Origin of the sequence: Rhodoblastus sp. 17X3 (genome assembly GCF_030056575.1) — a bacterium.
Classification (GTDB): domain Bacteria; phylum Pseudomonadota; class Alphaproteobacteria; order Rhizobiales; family Beijerinckiaceae; genus Rhodoblastus.
The window spans coordinates 106,360-123,892 of sequence record NZ_JASHHX010000003.1 but is presented as its reverse complement, the minus strand read 5'-3'; the positions used below and the strand labels follow the sequence as shown (position 1 = coordinate 123,892).

19 protein-coding genes are annotated in these 17,533 nt (G+C 64.3%); all 19 read right to left on the bottom strand.

The genetic code is table 11. The features are described 5' to 3' along the window. Positions 1-1,050 carry a DUF2163 domain-containing protein gene (locus QM467_RS04795; protein ID WP_283365166.1) on the bottom strand — a complete coding sequence of 350 codons (1,050 nt, stop codon included), beginning with the start codon at positions 1,048-1,050 and terminating at the stop codon, positions 1-3. After that, the gene (locus QM467_RS04790) at positions 1,047-1,643 is read right to left on the bottom strand and encodes a DUF2460 domain-containing protein (RefSeq protein ID WP_283365165.1); all 597 of its coding nucleotides are present in this window, start codon (positions 1,641-1,643) and stop codon (positions 1,047-1,049) included. Before QM467_RS04790 ends, QM467_RS04795 begins: the two co-directional genes overlap by 4 nt. After that, positions 1,643-5,941: a hypothetical protein gene (locus QM467_RS04785; protein WP_283365164.1), complete on the bottom strand. Its 4,299-nt coding sequence runs from the start codon at positions 5,939-5,941 to the stop codon at positions 1,643-1,645. Before QM467_RS04785 ends, QM467_RS04790 begins: the two co-directional genes overlap by 1 nt. Beyond that, complete coding sequence (locus QM467_RS04780; protein ID WP_283365163.1) at positions 5,941-6,240, bottom strand: hypothetical protein; 300 nt, start codon at positions 6,238-6,240, stop codon at positions 5,941-5,943. The genes QM467_RS04785 and QM467_RS04780 overlap by 1 nt, the downstream gene beginning before the upstream one ends. Next, a complete protein-coding gene (locus QM467_RS04775) occupies positions 6,240-6,707 on the bottom strand; it encodes a hypothetical protein (protein WP_283365162.1) in 468 nt (155 codons plus the stop codon). The genes QM467_RS04780 and QM467_RS04775 overlap by 1 nt, the downstream gene beginning before the upstream one ends. Then, positions 6,700-6,978 carry a phage tail assembly chaperone gene (locus tag QM467_RS19870; RefSeq protein ID WP_446737740.1) on the bottom strand — a complete coding sequence of 93 codons (279 nt, stop codon included), beginning with the start codon at positions 6,976-6,978 and terminating at the stop codon, positions 6,700-6,702. The genes QM467_RS04775 and QM467_RS19870 overlap by 8 nt, the downstream gene beginning before the upstream one ends. Before the next feature lie 14 nt (positions 6,979-6,992). Next, on the bottom strand, positions 6,993-7,442 hold the full coding sequence (locus QM467_RS04770) for a hypothetical protein (RefSeq protein WP_283365161.1): 450 nt from the start codon (positions 7,440-7,442) through the stop codon (positions 6,993-6,995). Positions 7,443-7,487: 45 nt separating this feature from the next. Further along, positions 7,488-8,963 carry a phage tail tube protein gene (locus QM467_RS04765; RefSeq protein WP_283365160.1) on the bottom strand — a complete coding sequence of 492 codons (1,476 nt, stop codon included), beginning with the start codon at positions 8,961-8,963 and terminating at the stop codon, positions 7,488-7,490. Between the two features lie 12 nt (positions 8,964-8,975). Next, entirely contained in the window at positions 8,976-9,344 is a 369-nt protein-coding gene (locus tag QM467_RS04760; protein WP_283365158.1) for a hypothetical protein, read from the bottom strand. A gap of 68 nt (positions 9,345-9,412) precedes the next feature. Then, on the bottom strand, positions 9,413-9,718 hold the full coding sequence (locus QM467_RS04755; RefSeq protein WP_283365157.1) for a hypothetical protein: 306 nt from the start codon (positions 9,716-9,718) through the stop codon (positions 9,413-9,415). A 4-nt stretch (positions 9,719-9,722) separates the two neighbouring features. Further along, positions 9,723-10,097, bottom strand: a complete 375-nt coding sequence (locus tag QM467_RS04750; protein ID WP_283365156.1) for a hypothetical protein — start codon at positions 10,095-10,097, stop codon at positions 9,723-9,725. Then, positions 10,097-10,786 carry a phage head-tail connector protein gene (locus tag QM467_RS04745; RefSeq protein ID WP_283365155.1) on the bottom strand — a complete coding sequence of 230 codons (690 nt, stop codon included), beginning with the start codon at positions 10,784-10,786 and terminating at the stop codon, positions 10,097-10,099. The genes QM467_RS04750 and QM467_RS04745 overlap by 1 nt, the downstream gene beginning before the upstream one ends. Before the next feature lie 2 nt (positions 10,787-10,788). After that, positions 10,789-11,136, bottom strand: a complete 348-nt coding sequence (locus tag QM467_RS04740; protein ID WP_283365154.1) for a hypothetical protein — start codon at positions 11,134-11,136, stop codon at positions 10,789-10,791. Next, entirely contained in the window at positions 11,133-11,288 is a 156-nt protein-coding gene (locus QM467_RS04735; RefSeq protein ID WP_283365153.1) for a hypothetical protein, read from the bottom strand. Before QM467_RS04735 ends, QM467_RS04740 begins: the two co-directional genes overlap by 4 nt. Before the next feature lie 23 nt (positions 11,289-11,311). Beyond that, positions 11,312-12,064: a hypothetical protein gene (locus QM467_RS04730; RefSeq protein ID WP_283365152.1), complete on the bottom strand. Its 753-nt coding sequence runs from the start codon at positions 12,062-12,064 to the stop codon at positions 11,312-11,314. A gap of 94 nt (positions 12,065-12,158) precedes the next feature. Continuing rightward, entirely contained in the window at positions 12,159-12,644 is a 486-nt protein-coding gene (locus QM467_RS04725; RefSeq protein ID WP_283365151.1) for a hypothetical protein, read from the bottom strand. Between the two features lie 77 nt (positions 12,645-12,721). Next, positions 12,722-14,122, bottom strand: a complete 1,401-nt coding sequence (locus QM467_RS04720; protein ID WP_283365150.1) for a phage major capsid protein — start codon at positions 14,120-14,122, stop codon at positions 12,722-12,724. A 91-nt stretch (positions 14,123-14,213) separates the two neighbouring features. Further along, a complete protein-coding gene (locus QM467_RS04715; RefSeq protein WP_283365149.1) occupies positions 14,214-16,229 on the bottom strand; it encodes a hypothetical protein in 2,016 nt (671 codons plus the stop codon). Then, on the bottom strand, positions 16,229-17,533 hold the full coding sequence (locus QM467_RS04710; protein ID WP_283365148.1) for a phage portal protein: 1,305 nt from the start codon (positions 17,531-17,533) through the stop codon (positions 16,229-16,231). The genes QM467_RS04715 and QM467_RS04710 overlap by 1 nt, the downstream gene beginning before the upstream one ends.

Below are 17,533 nucleotides of genomic sequence, written 5' to 3'. Positions count from 1 at the left end.
TCATGCGCCTATCGACTGCGGCGTCGGCACATGCGGCTCGCCACGATAATTGTTGATGTTGTTGAAGCGCCCGACGCAGGTCGACGGCTGCAGGTCGCAGCCGGCGTAAATCTCGCATTCGTCGCCGATGGCGACTGCGCCGGGCGCCGGCAACATGATCGTGACCACGCCGCCGGAGGCCTGCCAGGCGCGCGTCTCGACCATGGTTCCGGCATTCGCGCCGGAGCGCCAGATGACGCCGCCAAAGGCGAACCAGCCGTCGACCGCGCGCGGCTCGAAGACGTTCAGGGCGATGGTGAACGTCCCCGTGATCGCCGCGACCGTCGCATAACGCAGCCAGGCGTCTTTAGCGACGAATTGAGCGTCGCCGTCCGTCGTGACCGAGCCGACCGTCGTTCCGTAAGCCGGAGCGGTCGCGGCGGTCGCGCCGGTCGAGGCCGTGCATGTGTAGTAGAGGTTATTGTAGTTCGCCCAGCCGGTCCCGCCGCTCTGCGCGCGCACGTTATCGCCGACATTGTAGGTGGTCGAACGCTGGACGTCCGGCGGCAGGATCGGGATCTTGCAGCGCGGGTCGCCGAGATCGGCGCGGCAGGCCGGCTGATATTTCTCGGTGATCTGGCGCATCGCATTGACGATATTGCCACGCAGCTGCATTTGCGCGACGCCGCGGTCCGTCAAGGTGATCTGGCCGACGCGGCCCTTGAAAATAATGCCGACGCCGCCGGCCGGATTGGCGTAATCGATGACGCCGACCGCGAAAAAGGCCTGATCGAACTGGCCGGACGCCACGGCGTTGAAATCGATCGTCCCGCCGATGATCGACGAGACCGTGAGGGAGCAATTGGCCGCCGTGCCGTCGTTGCGCGACTGGATCGCCGAAATTTCGACGCCGCGGCCGGGGACATAGGTATTGGTGTTCAAGACAAGCGGCAATTGCGCATCGGTGAAGCGCACGGCGAAGCCGCTCTTGCTGATCAGGATGGCGACGCGCGCCAGCGTGGTGGTGGTCCCGCCGATCGCCGTCAGCAGCGCGCTCGGGAACGCCTTCACTCCAGCACCTCGACCAGTTTGATCGCGCTGATCGCGCCGGCCTGTCCGGTCTGCATCGCGACCGGCAGATTGTCCTGGTCGAAGCGGACGGGAACGAAGAATTCGAAATAGGTCGCCATGACGACGACGCCGGACCCTGGCGCCGTGGCGAAGCGGATCACGCCGCCGGGCTGGAGCGACCAGGCCGACGACGACACGCCATTGAGCGTGATCGCGATCGTGCCGGTCTTCGGCTGGGTGATGTTGCGGGTATAGGTGCGCCCGGAGGTGTTGGAATAGACCTTGATCAGCTGGAAATCGGTCGTCGCGCCGTCGCCGAGGCCGAGCGTCTGGCTGGTCGCGAAATAATCGGACCAGTCCTTGAACAGGAAGGCGTAGGCGCGGCCCCGTTGCGCGATGAAGAAATCGCGCACGATCTGCCAGTTGCCATTGTCCTGCAGGCCATAGCCGATGGTGTATTGCGCGCGGCGCAAGGCCCAGTCGACATTGCGCTGCTCGACGCCGGACAGCCCGGACAGGATCGTGGTCTGGAACAAAGGGCCGCCTTGGGCGCCTTTCTCGACCTCGTCGGGGAGTTGGGCCTGATCGACCATTACATGCCCGCCACGGCGTGCTGCATCGCATAAGCCAGGCCGGCCATGATCTGCTCCTGCGAGGCGTTGAAGGAATTGGGATCGGAGACGCCATTGACGGTCATGTTGACGGTGACGTTCGACCCGGCGCTCTGCTTCGACGTGTCCCTGGTCGACGCCTTGACCGCGTTGGCGGAGACGAGCTGGACGACATTGCTGGAGGCGATGTTTTGCGGCGCGCCGCCCCATTGGTTGACGTCGGCGGGAACCGCGCCGGTATATTGGCCGGAATAGCCGAAGGCGCTGATATGGCCGAAGGAGTCGGTCGCGGTGCGCAGCACGCCGGTATTCGCCATCAGGGCGTCGACCAGGTTCTGCATCGGCTGCTTCCACGGGCCGTCCGGGATCGAATCGAGATAGCCCTGCAGCGTGTTGATCTGGCCGCCGAAGGAATTCAGCGTCTGGATCATCGCAATGGTTTGCGGGTTCGCCTCCTGTTTGGAGGCCAGCAATTGCTGGAACAATTGCTGATTGGCGCCCGGAATTTCCTCGAGCGCCTTGAGCAGCGCGGAAAACTGCGGCGCGTTCTGAAGATCGATCCCCTGCTGGGTGATGTCGAGCGCGGCCTGAACCGGCGAGGCCAGGCCGCCCTGATAGGCCTGGTTGGCCTGCTGGGCGGCGTAGAGATGGCCCTGCGGCAGGACATCCCCGGCGTAAGGGTTCTTCGAATAATTATAGCCCGTCATCTGGGCGGACAGCAGCCCGACGTCTGTCTCCAGCGGCACATAGCCGGAGCCATAGAGACGCTGCTGATTTTCATTTGTGATCTTGTTTTGAGCCGCCGCCCTGGTCGCCTGCAGCCCTGCCGTGGTGACGAACGAGCCGCCGCCGGACGGCTGGTCCTTGGCGTTATAGGAATCCAGGCTCATCTTCTGGCTGTTGGCGATGTCGCCGAGATAATTATTCGCCTGCGACGCGTCGCTGCTCATTGACTTCGTGCTGGCGGAGATGTCGCGCAGCAAACCGTTTTGGGTGTTCAGTTCCGGCGAAATATCCGACGCCGAACCGCTCGAACCTTGGTCAAGGCTCATGCCCGGGATGGTCTGGACCGCTTTATAGACGTCGTTCTGGCTCGTGAGGCTCGCGCTGATTTGATCGAGCATTGCGGCCCGACCATTATCGTTATTCTGCCGCACCATCAGATCGGTGTTGCGGGCAATGGTCGTTAGCGGATCGTTCGTCCCCGCCGAAGCGAACAGGCCGAGGCCGGAATTGTCATTGGCGACGCCGAGATTGGCGACGCCCTGCGGCGTCACGCTGCGCTCGAGCTGCGCCTGCCGCCACAGCGAGGCGTTGTCATTGCTCGCCGGAGGATAGAGCTGCGCGCCAGCCGTATAGGTCGTGAAGGGAGCGGAGCCGACAGTCAGCGCCGCGCCCCCGGTCGGGTTCTGAAACAGGCCCGACGCGAATAATTTGGCCGATTCATAGGCCTGGTTGACCTGATCGGCGGCGCGATCAAGGAAGGGCGCGCCGGCCGACGCCTTGTTGGGCTCGCTCACGCCTTGGGACGCCCGCTGCGCCGCCTGGCTGGACCGCTGGCCGACTTGATCGAACAGGCCGAGCAAACCGTTCAAGGCCTGACCGATGACGCCGGAGACACCCCAATCGTCGGCGACCTTTCTGGCGGAGGCTGCGGCCTGATCGACGGCGGGCGCCATCATGCCGGCGAATTTGTGGGACATTTCGCCGAGGGCGACGCCGATCGGACCTCCGGATCCGAGTTCGGAAGCAAGCCGCAACGCCGTCGTTCCGGCCTCGGCCGCCATCTCGGAAAGGCTTTGCTTCGTCGTCGCGAGTTTGGCGCCGAACCAGCCCATCGCCGCGCCGGCGATCCCGCCCTGGCTGTAGCCGGCGAAAGTCGCGACCGAGACCGCTTCCTCGCGCTGCATGTCGTTGAGGCCGTGCGAAATGTCCTTGGTCAGTTCATTGATATGGGTCAGGCCCTCGGCGGCGTTCGACGCCAGAACCAGTTTGATCGGATCAAAGGAGCCCGTCGCCAGCATGGCGAACATCTGGATCTTGATCTTGTCCCACCACGACGCGACCTGTTCGCTCTTGGCTTTGACGTCGTCCAGCGGCCTGGACAGGCTCGCCGCGGCTTGCGCCGTCCCGCCAAAGGCCGAGGTCAGGTCAGAGACTTTGGCTTTGGCGTCCGAGATTGCAGCGCCGGCGGCCAGCGCCACGAAGTCGCGAGCATTCGAAGGCAGTCCCTGCAAAGCCGCCTTGCGATCCCTGAGCGTCGCAGCGGCTTTATCCGCAATCGACGATCCTTCGCCTTCGTCCTCGCCGGCCGACGGCCGATCGGAGCGCGAGCCGAGATGGATCGTCTCGTTCTTGCTGTAATAGTCCGCCAGGCTGTCCGCCATGGCGCTCCGGCTGGCGGCGTGCGCGGCAGATTTGGCGGCGGCGAGTTTGGACGCCTCGCTTTCGATGCTGGCGCTCGCCTGCTTGGCCGCCGGGGCCGCGCTTTCCATCAGACCAGAGACGGAGTCCCGGGCGGATTTCGCCGCTTCTCCCAGCTTTTCATAGCCGCCGGCGTTGCGCATAGTCAGGTCGAACAATTGCGCCAGCGCCGCGCCCTGGGTCGGAGACAGTCCCAGCATTTCGCCGATCTTGGCGCCAGCCAAGGTAACGCCGATGCCGCGGATCATGTCCTGAAGGAAGTCCGGCAGTTTGCTCCAGGTCTCGGTAACGAAGGTCCAGCCGTCAAGCGCGGCCTGCTTGATTTTTTTGAAGACAGAGCCGACCGTATCCAAGGCGCCCGAAAACGCGGTTTCAAGCGACTGGCCGGCCGCATTCGCCTGGCCGGAGACATAGGAAAAGAACCCGGATGCCTTGGCGCGGGCGACATCGAACAGGCCGCCGAGGCCATCGATCTGGCCGCCGGAAACCGACGCGATCCATTGATCGACCGCGTCGCGATTGGTGACGATCAGGGCGGTCAAGCCGCCGATCACGCCGCCGACCGGCCCCAGCGCATTCCAGCCGGCGAGCGCCGAGCCCAAAACCAGCGCCGCCTTGCTGGCCGTATCGGTCGTTTCACCGAATTGCAGCAGCGCCGCAGCCATGCCGAGAACGCCGGCCAAGTCCGAGCCGCCGACGAAAGGCGCGAAATAGCCGGTCAGCGCGACGGCGCCGATATTGGCCAGCCGCGTCACCGTGTCGATATTCTGGATCAGCAGCGTGAACGCCTGCTGTCCCAGACTATTGGCGTCGCCGCCGCCGCCGAAGATCGAGCTCGCGATCGCGCTTTCGGCGTTGAGAAAACTCTGCTTCAGCCGCGCCGCCATCTGGTCGCCGGTCAGCGCGGTTTTTTCCGCCGCTGCGGCGATATTGCCGGACATGTCCTGCGCCCACTGGCCGAAGGTCGCGGCGATGTCCTTGTTGGCCAGGGCCAACTGGTCTTCGACGTCCGAAATCTGCTTTTTGATCTGGTCCGTGCGGAAGCGCTCGACCGGAGTATCGCCGCCGCGCGCGCTCATGAGCGCGAGCCGCGCCTGCAAGCCGCTCAACTGCTTTTCCAGCGCGCCGGAATCCTGCTGCGCCGCCTGCAAAAAGGTCTTGAGGCTATCGCCGCTCTTGTGGAAGGCGTTCTCCATCGCCAAAGCGATGCCCGGCGCCTGGTTCAGCGCCTTGTCATAGACCTCGGACCAGCCCGAGCCGTCTTTCATCGCCCTGGCGAGGTCGCGGATCACCTCCGCGCCTTCCTTCGGCCCGGTCAGATAGACCGTGTTGAGGTCCTGCAAGGTCGTGAGCAGCGATTTCGCGCCTTCGGTCCCGTCGGCGGCCGAGGAATTATAGATATCGGCATAGGCGCGCTTGAGATCGCCGACGCTCGATCCGGAACGCCCGGAAAGCTCGACGAGGTCAGTCATAGCCTGTTTGGCGTCTTCGGCGGAATGCAGCAGGACTTGCAGCGAGCCTTCGGTCTGGCGCAAGCTGTCCTGATAGGAGCCCAGCGACGCGACCAGCGAGCCGGTCGCCGCCGTCGCCACGCTTTTCAGCGCCAGCGCCACGCCATTGCCGACGCTCGAAAGCTGCGCCATCTGCTGCTGCAGGAAGGACAGATTGGAGCCGGAGGCTTGCGCCGCCGCCCCGGTTTCTTTCAGCGCCGAAGACGCGCCGGCCTGCGACGCGGAAAGCTTGTCTGTCGATCCGGCCGCCTGGTCCGCCGCATCCGCGACGCGGCCGATGCCGGACGCGGCTTGGTCCGCGCCCTGCTGCTCGACCGATATGACGACGTGTTCTTCTTCCGCCATCAGATCGTCACCTCACTATCGGCGGCCATCGGATAGATTTCAACGATCCGGTTCAAACGCTGGCGTCCGTAACGTTCCGTCTGAATTTTAAAACCGACGTGCGGATATTTCTTGCCTTTTTCAGTAGCGCAGAAATCAGGCAACGCATCCCCTGTGATGATAAAACGGATTGTGCCGTAACAACCGTTATGTGGGGAATCGAGACTGCACAAAATTTTAAGACCACCGTCATCGATGATCTGCGAAATATCTGGCAATAACTCGATAGTTACATCGATAATGGCACATTTTTCAACCATCACGCCACCTTAACGCCAATGCTTTTGGACGATTGCTGCTGCATGCCGCGCGCCACGCCGCGCTTGACCGCCTCCTCGACCCAGCCGGGAGGCGCCTGCCGGCTCTCGCCATGCAAAAGCTTCAAGATGTAAGGCACGGCGTTGTCGATATAGATCGCGCCGCCCTGCCCGGGGCCGGGCTGAATGCCGAGATCGCGCAATCCGGACCGGATGATGCGCGCGGCCGCCTTGCGATGTTCCTCGGCTGCGGACCGAAGACGCTTGCCGGGCGTCGCGTCGAAGCGGTCGGCCGGCGCGCCGATGGCGACATGCCAGTTTTCCTGCGCGCGTCCGGTCAGGACCGGCGTCGCGCTTTCCAGTTCGTTGAGAATGGCCTCGGCGATATCGATCTGCACTTGCGTCACGGCGGACGAAACAGCGGCCGCGCGCTGACGCAGGGACGAGGCGAGCATGCGGAAATCAGCCATCGCCCGTCCCCTTGTTCATATGTTCGAGATAGACGCCGTCGAGCGCGCGGATCATCGCCAGGAAATAATCGGCGTCTTCGTCGTCAAGCTCGCGGTCCTGCGCGAAGGCGCGGATCGCGAGCCAGGGGATCTGGCCGACAACGCCGAACCCGATCGAACGGCAGGAGGACAGTTCCAGAAACGCGGACCAGAAGAAGGCGAGGCCTTCCCCGAGTTTGGGGCGCGTCAGGGCGGGAGGCAGCTCAACGCCCTGTTCCTCGAGGCTCCGGATATGATCGCCGTGGATCAGATCGAAGTCGAGGAAGTCTCGGAGTTTTTTGCGTCGGCCTCGCGCTGCTCCGCGATGAAATTGTCAAGCCGCGCGGCCTCGGCCTGGACATGGCGCTGCAGGTCGGGCAGATCGGCCAGCATCTTTTCGCAGGCGTCCTGCGAGAACGGAACCGCGGCGCCGTCCTCGCCCTCGATGAGGTGGTCGCCGAGCTCGGAGCGCCAGTCAGTGACGATGGCCGCCGCCAGGATGCGGGCGATGATCGGGCCCGACACGCTGTCGTCGAGCGTGCCGGCGTTGACCGCGCGGGCGTAGGGCTTGAGCAGCAGCTTTTCCATCAGATTGGCGTAAGCCTTGTTCGACGGATTGGCGCGTTTCAGTTTCAGCTCGAAGCCGCCGAAATCGACCCAGGTTCCTTCCGTCTCCTTGGCCTTGTCGGTCTTGAAGCGCGCATAGGGTGACGACATGCTGTTTTCCTTTTTCGGAGCAATCGCGTGTTTTGCGGAGACGCCTTACGGCGCGATCACGGTCGGCAAATAGGGGAACTGGACCGCCAGCATCGAGTGCAGATAGGTCGGGTTTTCCGCGCTATCGAGTTTCAGCGGCAGCGTAATCGGCTTGTTGAGCTCGACCTTGATGGTGGCGTCGGAGCCGACGGCGGTCGGAAGATCGAAGATCCAGCCGGCGTTTTTCGCCGCCATGCCAAAACTGGTCGAGAAATCGACATTGTTGATGATCGCGGTCAGCGCGGCCTCGGTGGTGTAATAGGCCGTGGTCTGGGCCCCCGCCTCGAAGAAGCCGGCGGTCTGGTCGATCGAGCCGAGCACGCCGACCGCCTTGACCGGGGTCAGGTTGTTTTTGACGCTCAGCGTGGTGTCGGTGATATAGGCGAAGATCGGCGCATTGGTGTCGTTGCGCACCATTTGCACCAGCGAGGCGTTCGAGGTGGCGTTGAACGCCGATTCGACCACCAGCGGCACGCGCGTGCCGGAAGCGGCGGAAGCTGACGTCGTGCGGGTCTTGCCGGCCCATTGCAGGTTGAAGGTGATCTTCTGGCCGGCGCTGATCTTGATGTCGGCGCCCGAGATGAACATGCCGGTCAGGGTTTCATAATCGCCGGAGGCGATCTGGCGCTCGAGCGCATAGGACTGCTTGGTGATGAGCGCCGCAGTCGGCTCATTGCGGATGACGTTGCCGAAGAAGATCTGAACGGTCTTGGACGATCCGGTGTCGGTCGCCATGACGGTCGAGGCCATGATGCCGGGCCAGCGGTCGAGCGTCAACGCATGCGCGGCGATGGCCGAAACGCGCGCCCAGCCGTTGTTGGCGGCGTTGGCGAATTGCATCGGGGCGGAATCGCCGCCGATATAGATCCATTCGCCGGGGAGCAGCCCGAGCGTGGTGAAATCCAGCGTGGTCGAAGTGATCTGGGGCAGTGAGCCAGCGGCGTTGATCTGCAGATCGCCGGACACGCCCTGGACGCCGCAGACCGAGAGCAGCGCGGTCGAAGGCGGCGTTTCGACGGCGAGGCCGGAACAAGCGATGGTCGTGCCGGTCACGGCGGTGACGAGTTTCAGGCCATTGTTGCCCGCGACGCCGAACCCCGTTCCGACCACCAGCGAATTGGTGACGGCGCCGGTCGCCGAGGCGACGGTATAGACCGTCGACGACACCGCCGAGGGGACGTTGACGCACTTGTTGCGCCAGGCCGCGAAGAACAGGCCGGGCATGAAGGGAATGAAGGCGTTCTGGCTGAAATCCACCTCGAACGAGCCGGCGGCGTCGAGATCGACCAGCGGGCCCTTCAGGCGCTGGCGCCCTTGCGTGATCGGCATGCGCGGCGCGGTTTTGATCTTGGCGCCGAAATCGGAATAATTGTTCGGCTGCAGCACATACCAGACCGGCGTCCCGGGCAGCGTGCCGGGCGAGCCGAGGACTTCGGCGGCGCCGGAGAGCTGGGTTGAATTGGAGTCGAGTGTGATGGTCATGAGCTGCGTCCTTTAGGCGAGCGAGGTGTATTGGCCGTAAGCCGCGACATCGATTTCCCAGTAATTGGCGTAGGCGCCGGCTTCCTTCGGATAGACGCCGGTGAAAAAGGCGTCGCCGCCCTGAAGCGCGACGCCCTCGAAGGCGGCGACGGCGATTTGCGCCAGCTCGTCCGCGACCCGTCGGCCGCGGCCGCGGGGGACGTAGATTTCGACGGAAACCGCGAAATTATTGGTGAAGCGCCGGCCGCCCGGCGGCCCGAACGAGGTCTGGCGCCCGGAGAGCGTCAGGAATTTCACCCGGGCGAAGGCGTCGTCCTTGTCCTTGAGATCGGCGTCGCCGACAGCGTCCCATTCGACGCGGGCGACGGCGCCGCCGTTCAAGGCCGGGCTCCCAGCCTGCCACGCCGTCCAAAACAGGGCGTTCGCCGCGTCCTGGGTTTGTTGCGCCGTCATCGGCATCGGTCGGTGACGCCTATGGTTTCTCCATGGGTGAAATCCATGACTTCACCATTGTCGGCAAAGATTATTTGCGCGACCGGCCGGAATTTTCCGGTATTCAGATCGCGGACGACAACATTTACTTCGGCATGAATGCTCGCATTGAGGAGCTCAATTCCGATTTCCGCGCGGTTCGGCTCATTTGGGCGCAATGCGATATTTACGTGGCTTGCAGCCAGAAATTCATTGCCACCTTCGTCAATGATTTTGACGGTGTTAGCCGTTCCGTCTGTCGAACTTATCGTGACATATTTCATGGCGTCAGGCCCGGATCACAAGGCGCCACAGCTGCGCATTGAGCGGAACCACGGGCGTCGATTGCAGGATGGAATATTTCACGCCATTGGCGTCGGTCAGCATGTCGCCCGGGGCCGGGGTAAAATCGGGCGCTGTTTCGAAGGCGATCAGAGCGCCGCCCTGCCCCGAGAGATCGGCGCCTTCCTTGAAAAAGGCGATGTCCAGCGGCTGCAGGATGACCTTGGCCGGGGCTTCATTGACCTGCGTCTGGGTCTTCCATGGCGTCGAAGGGTCCGCCGCGACCTGGGCGTTGCGGGTCAAGGTCATGTCGCCGCCGCCGGCGACCACCGCCTCGACCGCCATCGCCTGCATTTGCGCCATGCCGCCGGCGATATCCATCAGCCGACCACCGGGACGCGATAATTCAGCAAGGTCGGGGCAAGCATATCCATGACGTTCATCGCGCCTTTCGCCGGGTCGCCCCAATATTGCGCCTGGAACACGCCGGTCAGCGTCTGGGACCGGACCGTGAGGTCGCGGCCGCGCGCCTTGTAGCGCGAGAGAACATGCATTTCGCAGGCCTCGACGACGTCATTCGGGATCGGCGCATAGCCCGCGGAATAGGTCACTGCGATCGGCTGGGCGCGCCAGCGCGTCGGATAACCATTGGCGTCAAGCCGGATCAGCCTGGCGTTTTCCGGGTCGGACAGGAAATCGACGCCCTCGACCAGCGTGACGCCGTCCTCGACGACCGAGACGACCGCCGGGGCGGCGGATGTGGCCGGCGGCACAATGGGCAGCTGGCACAAGGGCCAGCGGGCGAGCTGAAGCGGCTCCTCGCCGCCGATCGACGCGCGCGGCCAGGAATCGCGTTCCGGGAAGAATTGATCGAGATAGGTCTGCGGCACGAGATCGCGGTTGCAGAATTGCACGATCGCCGCCGAGGCCCGAGAAATGAGCCGGTTCAGAAAGGCGTCATCGTCCTTGATCTTGACGCCAAGATCGCTCTTCAACGTCGTCAGGTCGATCAGTCCGAAGCTGGACGCCGGCGTGACGATCGTGGTGAGCGGCTTCTGAAAGCCCGTCATGATCAGAGCACCGGCCGCACGACGAGAATGATCGCCGCCAGCGCGCCCTGGTTGACGGGCGCGCCGGACGTGCCGGAGCGCAGCTTGAGCGAATTGACGCCGCGCCAGAGCGCGGGATCGACGGCGATATATTGGCTGGCCGCGACGGTGAAATTGGTCGCGGCTCCGGCGCTGTTGGTGTGCTCAATGAAAGTCGCGCCGCCATCCGGCGAGACCTGAAAGGTGAGGCCTGCGGCGGTCCACGCCGCCGGCATGATGATACCGACAAGGGTCTTGTCGCCGAGATCGATCTGGCCCGACAGCGCCTGCCCGCTGGCGATCGGCGCGGGGATCAAAGTGGGGAAGCTCATGACTGTCTCCGATCCTGCGACGGCCGTCCGGCGCGCGTGGCGTCATGGCGCGGCGGCTGTTCCGCCTGCGCGGGGCCTTCGACGGCGCCGCCATTGGGCGCCTTGCGGTTCTCCGCCCCGGGCGGAACGCGGCCTTGTTCAGGCCGCGCCATCCGGTTTATCGTTCTTGGCTGCATCAGCGGCCGGCCCAGACGTCGACCTTGTCGATCAGCGCCGTCGCTAGCCCCGTGCCCGAGGGTTTGTAGACCGAGACATAGGGCTGCAGGATCGCGTTGGCGCCGGTGGCGGCGAAGGCGACCGACTTGGCGGCGTTGACGCGGGCGCCATCGAAGTAGAAACCGACATCGGTCGCGTCCGAGGCGTCGATGCGGAACAGGTGGAACGCCGTATCGAGAGCGACCGCCGCGCCAGCGTTCGACGCGGCGAGCGAATTGGTCGTCACGCCATCCTTGGAGCGCACCAGAAGGCTGTTGTTGGCCGTCGCGCCAAACTCGACATAATAGGAGTTATTGTCCGGCCCATCGATCCAGCTCGAGGCCAGGCCAAGCACGAACTGCACGCCGGCGGCCGAGGGCGGAACGGTCAGGGCGGCGCGGATCTCGACCACAGCCTTCTTGGTCATGTCGATCGCCAGCGAATCATTCCAGTAGAGCGTCGCCTCCTGCTTTTCCGAGGTCGCCGTCAGGGCCGACTGCACCTGGCCGCCCGCCGCATTGGCGACGAGCGCCAGCGTCGGCGGCGCCGCGCCGACGATTTTCTTGACCCAGGGATAGCCGACTGACGGCGACCCCGAGGCAGGAATTCCGCCGTGGCCGGCGCCGATAAAATCTTCCTGGAAGAACAGCGCCGCCATCGAAAGCGAGGTTTCGAAACTGGCGTCGTCGAAGAAGCGAAGAACCCCGGCTTCGTAGCGCGAACGAGTGCCCATGATTGTCAGTCTCCAGAACCGGCCGTTGAACCGGCCGCCGCAAAGGCGATTCCGTGAAAGGGGACCGGAGCGGCGAAAGGCCGCTCCAGCGAGGTCAGGCGTAGGTCGAAGGAGCCGAGGCGCCCTGATATTGCTCGAGCACGATCAGCGTCGCCTCGGTGATGTTGGCGGCGTTGGACGCGCCCGTGGTGAGGGCGATGGTCTTGAAGCCATTGGCGACGTCGAGCACGGCCTCGGGCACGATTTCGAAGATGACGATCTTGTCCTTGGTCGTGGCGTCGGTGGTGAAGCTCGCCGCGGCGGTCTGGACGGCGTTGGCGTCGGAGACGGACGTGTCGGCCTGCAGCCAGATCGGCATGGCCGTGCTGATGGCCTTGGCGCCCGTACCGGCGACGTCCTTGGCCTGCGTCAGCGTCAGGGCGACAGTGGCGGCGTTGCCCTGATTGACGTGGGCGATGACGTAGGCCTTGTGGGCGTTCTTGAGGTTGCGATAGGCGCTGGTGCGCCCCGCGGCGTCGGCGGCCGGCGCAAGCAGCGCGACCGGCGGGAACTGATAGGGAAGCGAAGTCTGGCGAGCCATGTCGGCGTCTCCGAAAGTTTGAATTGGGAGGAAGCGCCCCGGGCGTCAGGCCCGGGGCGAGCAGCTGGACGCCAGGATCAGCGCGCGGCGAGCGCGACGAAGGGCGATTTGGTCAGCGAGCCCTTGAACGGCGTGACCGGCGCGGCCCACATGGGCTTGCCATCGACGCGGTAGGTGATGCGGAAGCGCATTTCATCGGTATCGAACGCGACATGCATCGAGGTCGCCATCTGCACGCCGCCCTTGTCGACGATCGTGTATTGGCTGAGATCGACCAGCGCGATGTCGCCGACTGCGCCGAGCGCCGAGTTATATTCGGTCGCGACCAGCTCGCGGCCGTAGAGGGTGGCGTTCGGGGCGTTGGCGATGCCGCCCGGCGGCAGATAGACCAGCTGGCCGCCAGTGCCGACCGCCTGGTTCATCTGGTTGAGCTGCGGCTCGATATCCTGGTTGATGAGCCAGATGGCGTTCTTGCGCGAGCGCGGCGCCATGCGCGACCACATGGCGTCGATGTTTTCCTTGACGATCGTGGCGGCGGCCTGGCCGGTCTGCTTCGCGACGGTCACGAGCGCGCCGGAATTGATGATGCCGAGCGGCTGGCCGGCGCCGGTGCCCTCGAAGATGGCGTCCTCAGTCATGAACATGATTTCTTCCGAGAAGGCCTGCGAGGCGATCGCGGTCAAAGCGGTCGAGTCCTGCAGGAGCTCGTCCGTCATGGTCATCTTGGAGATGAGCTTCTTCAGATCGAATTCGATCAGGCGGAATTTCGGACGGCTTTCCGTTCCCGCGATGCCTTCGGCCGCCCAGTTCGACTGCACGCCGCCCCAGCGCGAGCCGGTGGCGCGGCTGGTTTCGTCGACGCCCGGGATCTTCAGCCCGTTGGCGTTGGCGGAGATCGGGATCTTGTTCACGCGCGAAAGGATTTCGCCCATGTTATGCGCGATCATGAAGACGGCGGCGGCGAAATCGACCTGGACGAGGAAGCCGCCGCCGGTCGGATCGACCTCGCCGGCGCCGGTGGGGGCGCGCACCAGGCGGCCATCGGTGTTCGAACCGCGGCTGGTGTAATAATTGGCGATGGCCTGCAGCTGTTCGCCGAAGCTGCGGAAGTGCCGGGACGTATCGAGGCCGAAATTGAGGCCGCGGCGAGCGACCGAAATGGCGTCGGAGAAATCGGGCTTCTGGCCGGAGCGGCGCGGCAGCGCGGCGAGCTCATTGGCCATGGCCGACATGGTGCGCGCGCCGGCGTCGGCGGCGGCCTCGGCGCCGGATGCGGCGGCGCCATGAACGCCGATGGCCGGCTTGGCGAGTGCGGCGGCGCGCTGCTGGGCGGTTTCCAGACGCGCGATGGCTTCGGTCGTCGCGCGGATTTCGGCCTCCTTGGCGTCGAACAGGGCGGCGTCGGAGATGATGGCGTCGGAATTCAGTTCATCGGTCAGCGCGCCGAGTTTACGGCGCAGCTCAGCGAGCTTATCCATGTGATGTCCTTGTCAGGTCTAGAGAGCCCGCTCGGGCGAGCAGGATGGCCCTCGTTGAAGCGAGGGATTGGCGAAAAAGGTTTTCTAAGTCTCAGGCCGCCGTGAAGGCGTGGCGGCGGGCGCGGGCGCGGCGGGCGCGCAGCGCGCGGGCCTCGGCGTCGTCGGCGTTCGTGTCGTCTGTATCCTGGGTGTCGTCCTGCGGGGCGCCGCACGCTTCGTCGATGAAGGCGCGCAGCATGGCGCGGCAGCTTTCCGCCGCCCCATGGATCTCTTCCAGCCTGGACGCGCTTTCGGACGACAGCACCTTGCCGGCGCGCTTGAACGCAACCGGCGCGGCTTTGGCGCGCGAGAAAGCGACGGTCTCGCCGCGCAAATGGGCGGCCATGGCGCTATTGACTGCGGAAAGTGCGGCGGGATCGAGCCGGCGCAGGCGGCGGAATGCGGCGCGGCGCAGGCCCGCGGCGCGCATTTCGACCGTCTCTTCGGCGCCCTCCTGGCCCGGCGCGTCAAAACTGGCGAGCAGTTCGGCGACTTCCTCCTCGGTCATCGCGACGAGCGCCGCGCCAAGCTGCTTGAGAGCCTCCTGCAGCATGGCCGGCACTTTCGAGCCGTCGCCTTCCCATGCGGCCTCGTCATCGGTCCAAGCCTTGACATAGCCGAGCTCGGACAGGATCGAGGCCAGCCAGGAGACTTCGTAAAGCCCGCGCTTCGGCAGTTTCGCCGCGCCCGCCGAGCCATTGGCGGCAATATTTCGCTTCCCGGCCATTGCCGCTTTCCTTCCATTCGATCCGCCATCGCCGAACCCGAACGCATCGGCGACGCGCTGTTCCATATTTTGGCCCGCTTCGAACGCCCACTGCTTGAATGCATCCTTGTGCGCGCCGGGATCGATGAAATGGTCGATCGCGACATGCGCGATATCGGTGCAGGCGCTGACCATTGTCGTGGCGCCGGAGAACAGGGCCATTCCGACAACCGCGCCAACCGGGCCTCCTACAACGGCGCCCTCCGCAGTTCCTGCCGCAGCCCGTGCGATGGCCAAGGCAATATGGCCCGCCATCACCAAGGCGGTTCCTTTGGCGAGCTTGTCGACCGCCTTTTGCATCCGCTGTTGCTTTGTCAGCGGCTCAGAAGAACTTTCGGAATCTCCTGACGAACTAGACGATCCGCCTCCGGACGCAAATTTTCCATTTTCGTCGCGCGGCTGGTCTTCGTTGAACCGCTTCCTGTTCTGCTGAATTTCCGTTTCGGAATAAGCAGCCTTGGCGATTTCACCGACCGTCTTGACGGCTGCGATCGCATCGATGCGCTGGTCGGCGTCATAATGGTCGTCATTTTCGATATCGTCGCAAAGATGGCCGATGATCGCATCCACGCCATCGACGACCTGTTGTTTCACCGCATCGAATTCGGCTTGATCATTCGCAACGGCGTCATCCGCGCCGCGCTTGTTCCGAAAGACCGGCATTTTGGCGGCGCGGCGCAGCTGCTCGACTTCGCTGCGCGGGATCAGGATCCTGTCGCCGCCATCGAGGACGCGTTCAGCCCATTCATAGAGCGGGCCGGTGTCGATCCCGGCGGTGCGCGCCGTCGCCAGCGCCGTCGGCGCGGCCGGAACCGGGACGGCGGAGATTTCGAGCATTTCCTGCCGTTTGAAATCGATGCCGCCGGCGCGCGCCTTGTCCGAGGAATAGGCCCAGGAGATCGGCAGCCAGGACACCGAGCAGGCGTTGAGGAAGCCGCCCTTGTAGAGGCGGAAGATGGTGTCGGCGAAGGGATAGGTTTCCGCGTCGGCGAATTCGACATCCCCGCACAGGCGCGAGCCCTGCGCGCCAATCGAGACGACCTTGCCGACGGGCGGATTGCTCGACTCGTGACACCAGAGAAAGACCGGATTGGCCAGAAAATTGGCCAAATCCCATCCGTCCGTCGCGATAGTGTGGCCGTCGCGCGCGACGGACTGGTCCGAGAACTGGAAGCTGATGAGGCGGCTGTCCGGAGCGGCGGAACGAGCGACCGAAGCGCCGACCGTGCGGACCTTTACGTCGCGCTGTCCTGTGCCGCCGGCGGACTGCGCAGCCAGCCATTTGCTGAAATCATCCGGCATCAGACATTCCCCAATCCATCGGCGGTCGCGCCGTCCGGCCTGCCGCCGCCATCGGCTTTGGTTCCGGTCGATTGCGACCCGCCGGCGCCCATGTTCGTCGGCTTTTGCAGCTTTGCGGCGTCCCCGCCCATTGGCATGAGGCCGTCATCGATGCGCGCTTCATCCGGCGTCAGGAACATCGACATGATGCCGGTGCGATAGGCGTTGTAGCGGCTGGCGAGATCGGCGCGAGTCAGGGCCGCGTAATCCCAATCCATGACGAGGCCTTCTTCCTCAAGGTCGAAGGTCACGTCGAATTTCGACGTCCAGCGGGCGGTGAACCCGGACAAGGTATAGTTGGCGTATTCCTGGCTCTGCTGCGCGATATTGTTGTTCGTCGATTTCGCCAGATCGCCGATCATATGCAGCGGCACGCGGAAGATGCGGGCGATTTCCTGCACCTGGAATTGGCGCGAGGAAATAAATTCGAGATCCGACGCGGACAGGCTGATCTGCTGGAACTTGAGACCCTGTTCCAGCACGGCGATCTTGCCGGCGTTCATCAAGCCGCCATGCAGTTTTTTCCAATCGTCGCTGATGCGCTTGGCCGCCGGTTCGGTCAGCTTCGCATCGGTCGTCAGGATGCCGGAAGGGCGCGAGCCATTGCCCATCCAGCGGGCGGCCTGCTGCTCGTAGCCCATAGCAAGGCCGATGGCGTCGCTGGCGAGGGCGATGCGCGACGAGCCGACCAGGCCGTTCATCGAGAAGCCGCGAATATGCAGCATATCCGAGGCCGGGATCAGGAACGGCTGGCCCTCCAGCATCGCCAGTTCATGCAACCCCATCGGCGTGACGCGGTAGAAAATTTCGCCGGTCGGCGCTTCCCAGAGACAACAGCGGTCGGCGTTGATCGGCACGAGGCGGATGGGATCGCCGCGCCGGTTGCGGATGATCAGCGCATAGGCGTTGCCGCGCAGGACGAGGCTCACCTGCATCATCTCGCGGAATTCGAAGCCACTCTGCCAATCGTTCGGGCGGCGCAACAGCCTGGCGATCGGATGATCGACGACCTTGGTGCGACCGCCGTCGTCACGCAGACGGAACAGGCGCGGCGTCAGCTTGGCAAGGTCTTCGGCCAGCATGGTGACGCACGCCATCACGGCGGTGACGCAAAGCGCCGTCTGCTGGTTGATCGCGACGCCGGCGAGCGACGTCGTCGACATGCCGAAACTCGACCAGGCCGACTCATCGTCGGTCGCATCGGAGCGCTGAAGGCTCTCGCCGCGGAATGGACCGCCGCGCGCCATGGCGGTCATGAACCCCAT

Coding starts and splice junctions, on each gene's coding strand:
- QM467_RS04790 (WP_283365165.1), bottom strand. CDS start 1,643: ATGGTCGATCAGGCCCAACTCCCCGACGAGGTCGAGAAAGGCGCCCAA.
- QM467_RS04785 (WP_283365164.1), bottom strand. CDS start 5,941: ATGGCGGAAGAAGAACACGTCGTCATATCGGTCGAGCAGCAGGGCGCG.
- QM467_RS04780 (WP_283365163.1), bottom strand. CDS start 6,240: ATGGTTGAAAAATGTGCCATTATCGATGTAACTATCGAGTTATTGCCA.
- QM467_RS04775 (WP_283365162.1), bottom strand. CDS start 6,707: ATGGCTGATTTCCGCATGCTCGCCTCGTCCCTGCGTCAGCGCGCGGCC.
- QM467_RS04770 (WP_283365161.1), bottom strand. CDS start 7,442: ATGTCGTCACCCTATGCGCGCTTCAAGACCGACAAGGCCAAGGAGACG.
- QM467_RS04765 (WP_283365160.1), bottom strand. CDS start 8,963: ATGACCATCACACTCGACTCCAATTCAACCCAGCTCTCCGGCGCCGCC.
- QM467_RS04755 (WP_283365157.1), bottom strand. CDS start 9,718: ATGAAATATGTCACGATAAGTTCGACAGACGGAACGGCTAACACCGTC.
- QM467_RS04750 (WP_283365156.1), bottom strand. CDS start 10,097: ATGGATATCGCCGGCGGCATGGCGCAAATGCAGGCGATGGCGGTCGAG.
- QM467_RS04745 (WP_283365155.1), bottom strand. CDS start 10,786: ATGACGGGCTTTCAGAAGCCGCTCACCACGATCGTCACGCCGGCGTCC.
- QM467_RS04740 (WP_283365154.1), bottom strand. CDS start 11,136: ATGAGCTTCCCCACTTTGATCCCCGCGCCGATCGCCAGCGGGCAGGCG.
- QM467_RS04735 (WP_283365153.1), bottom strand. CDS start 11,288: ATGGCGCGGCCTGAACAAGGCCGCGTTCCGCCCGGGGCGGAGAACCGC.
- QM467_RS04730 (WP_283365152.1), bottom strand. CDS start 12,064: ATGGGCACTCGTTCGCGCTACGAAGCCGGGGTTCTTCGCTTCTTCGAC.
- QM467_RS04725 (WP_283365151.1), bottom strand. CDS start 12,644: ATGGCTCGCCAGACTTCGCTTCCCTATCAGTTCCCGCCGGTCGCGCTG.
- QM467_RS04720 (WP_283365150.1), bottom strand. CDS start 14,122: ATGGATAAGCTCGCTGAGCTGCGCCGTAAACTCGGCGCGCTGACCGAT.
- QM467_RS04715 (WP_283365149.1), bottom strand. CDS start 16,229: ATGCCGGATGATTTCAGCAAATGGCTGGCTGCGCAGTCCGCCGGCGGC.
- QM467_RS04710 (WP_283365148.1), bottom strand. CDS start 17,533: ATGGGGTTCATGACCGCCATGGCGCGCGGCGGTCCATTCCGCGGCGAG.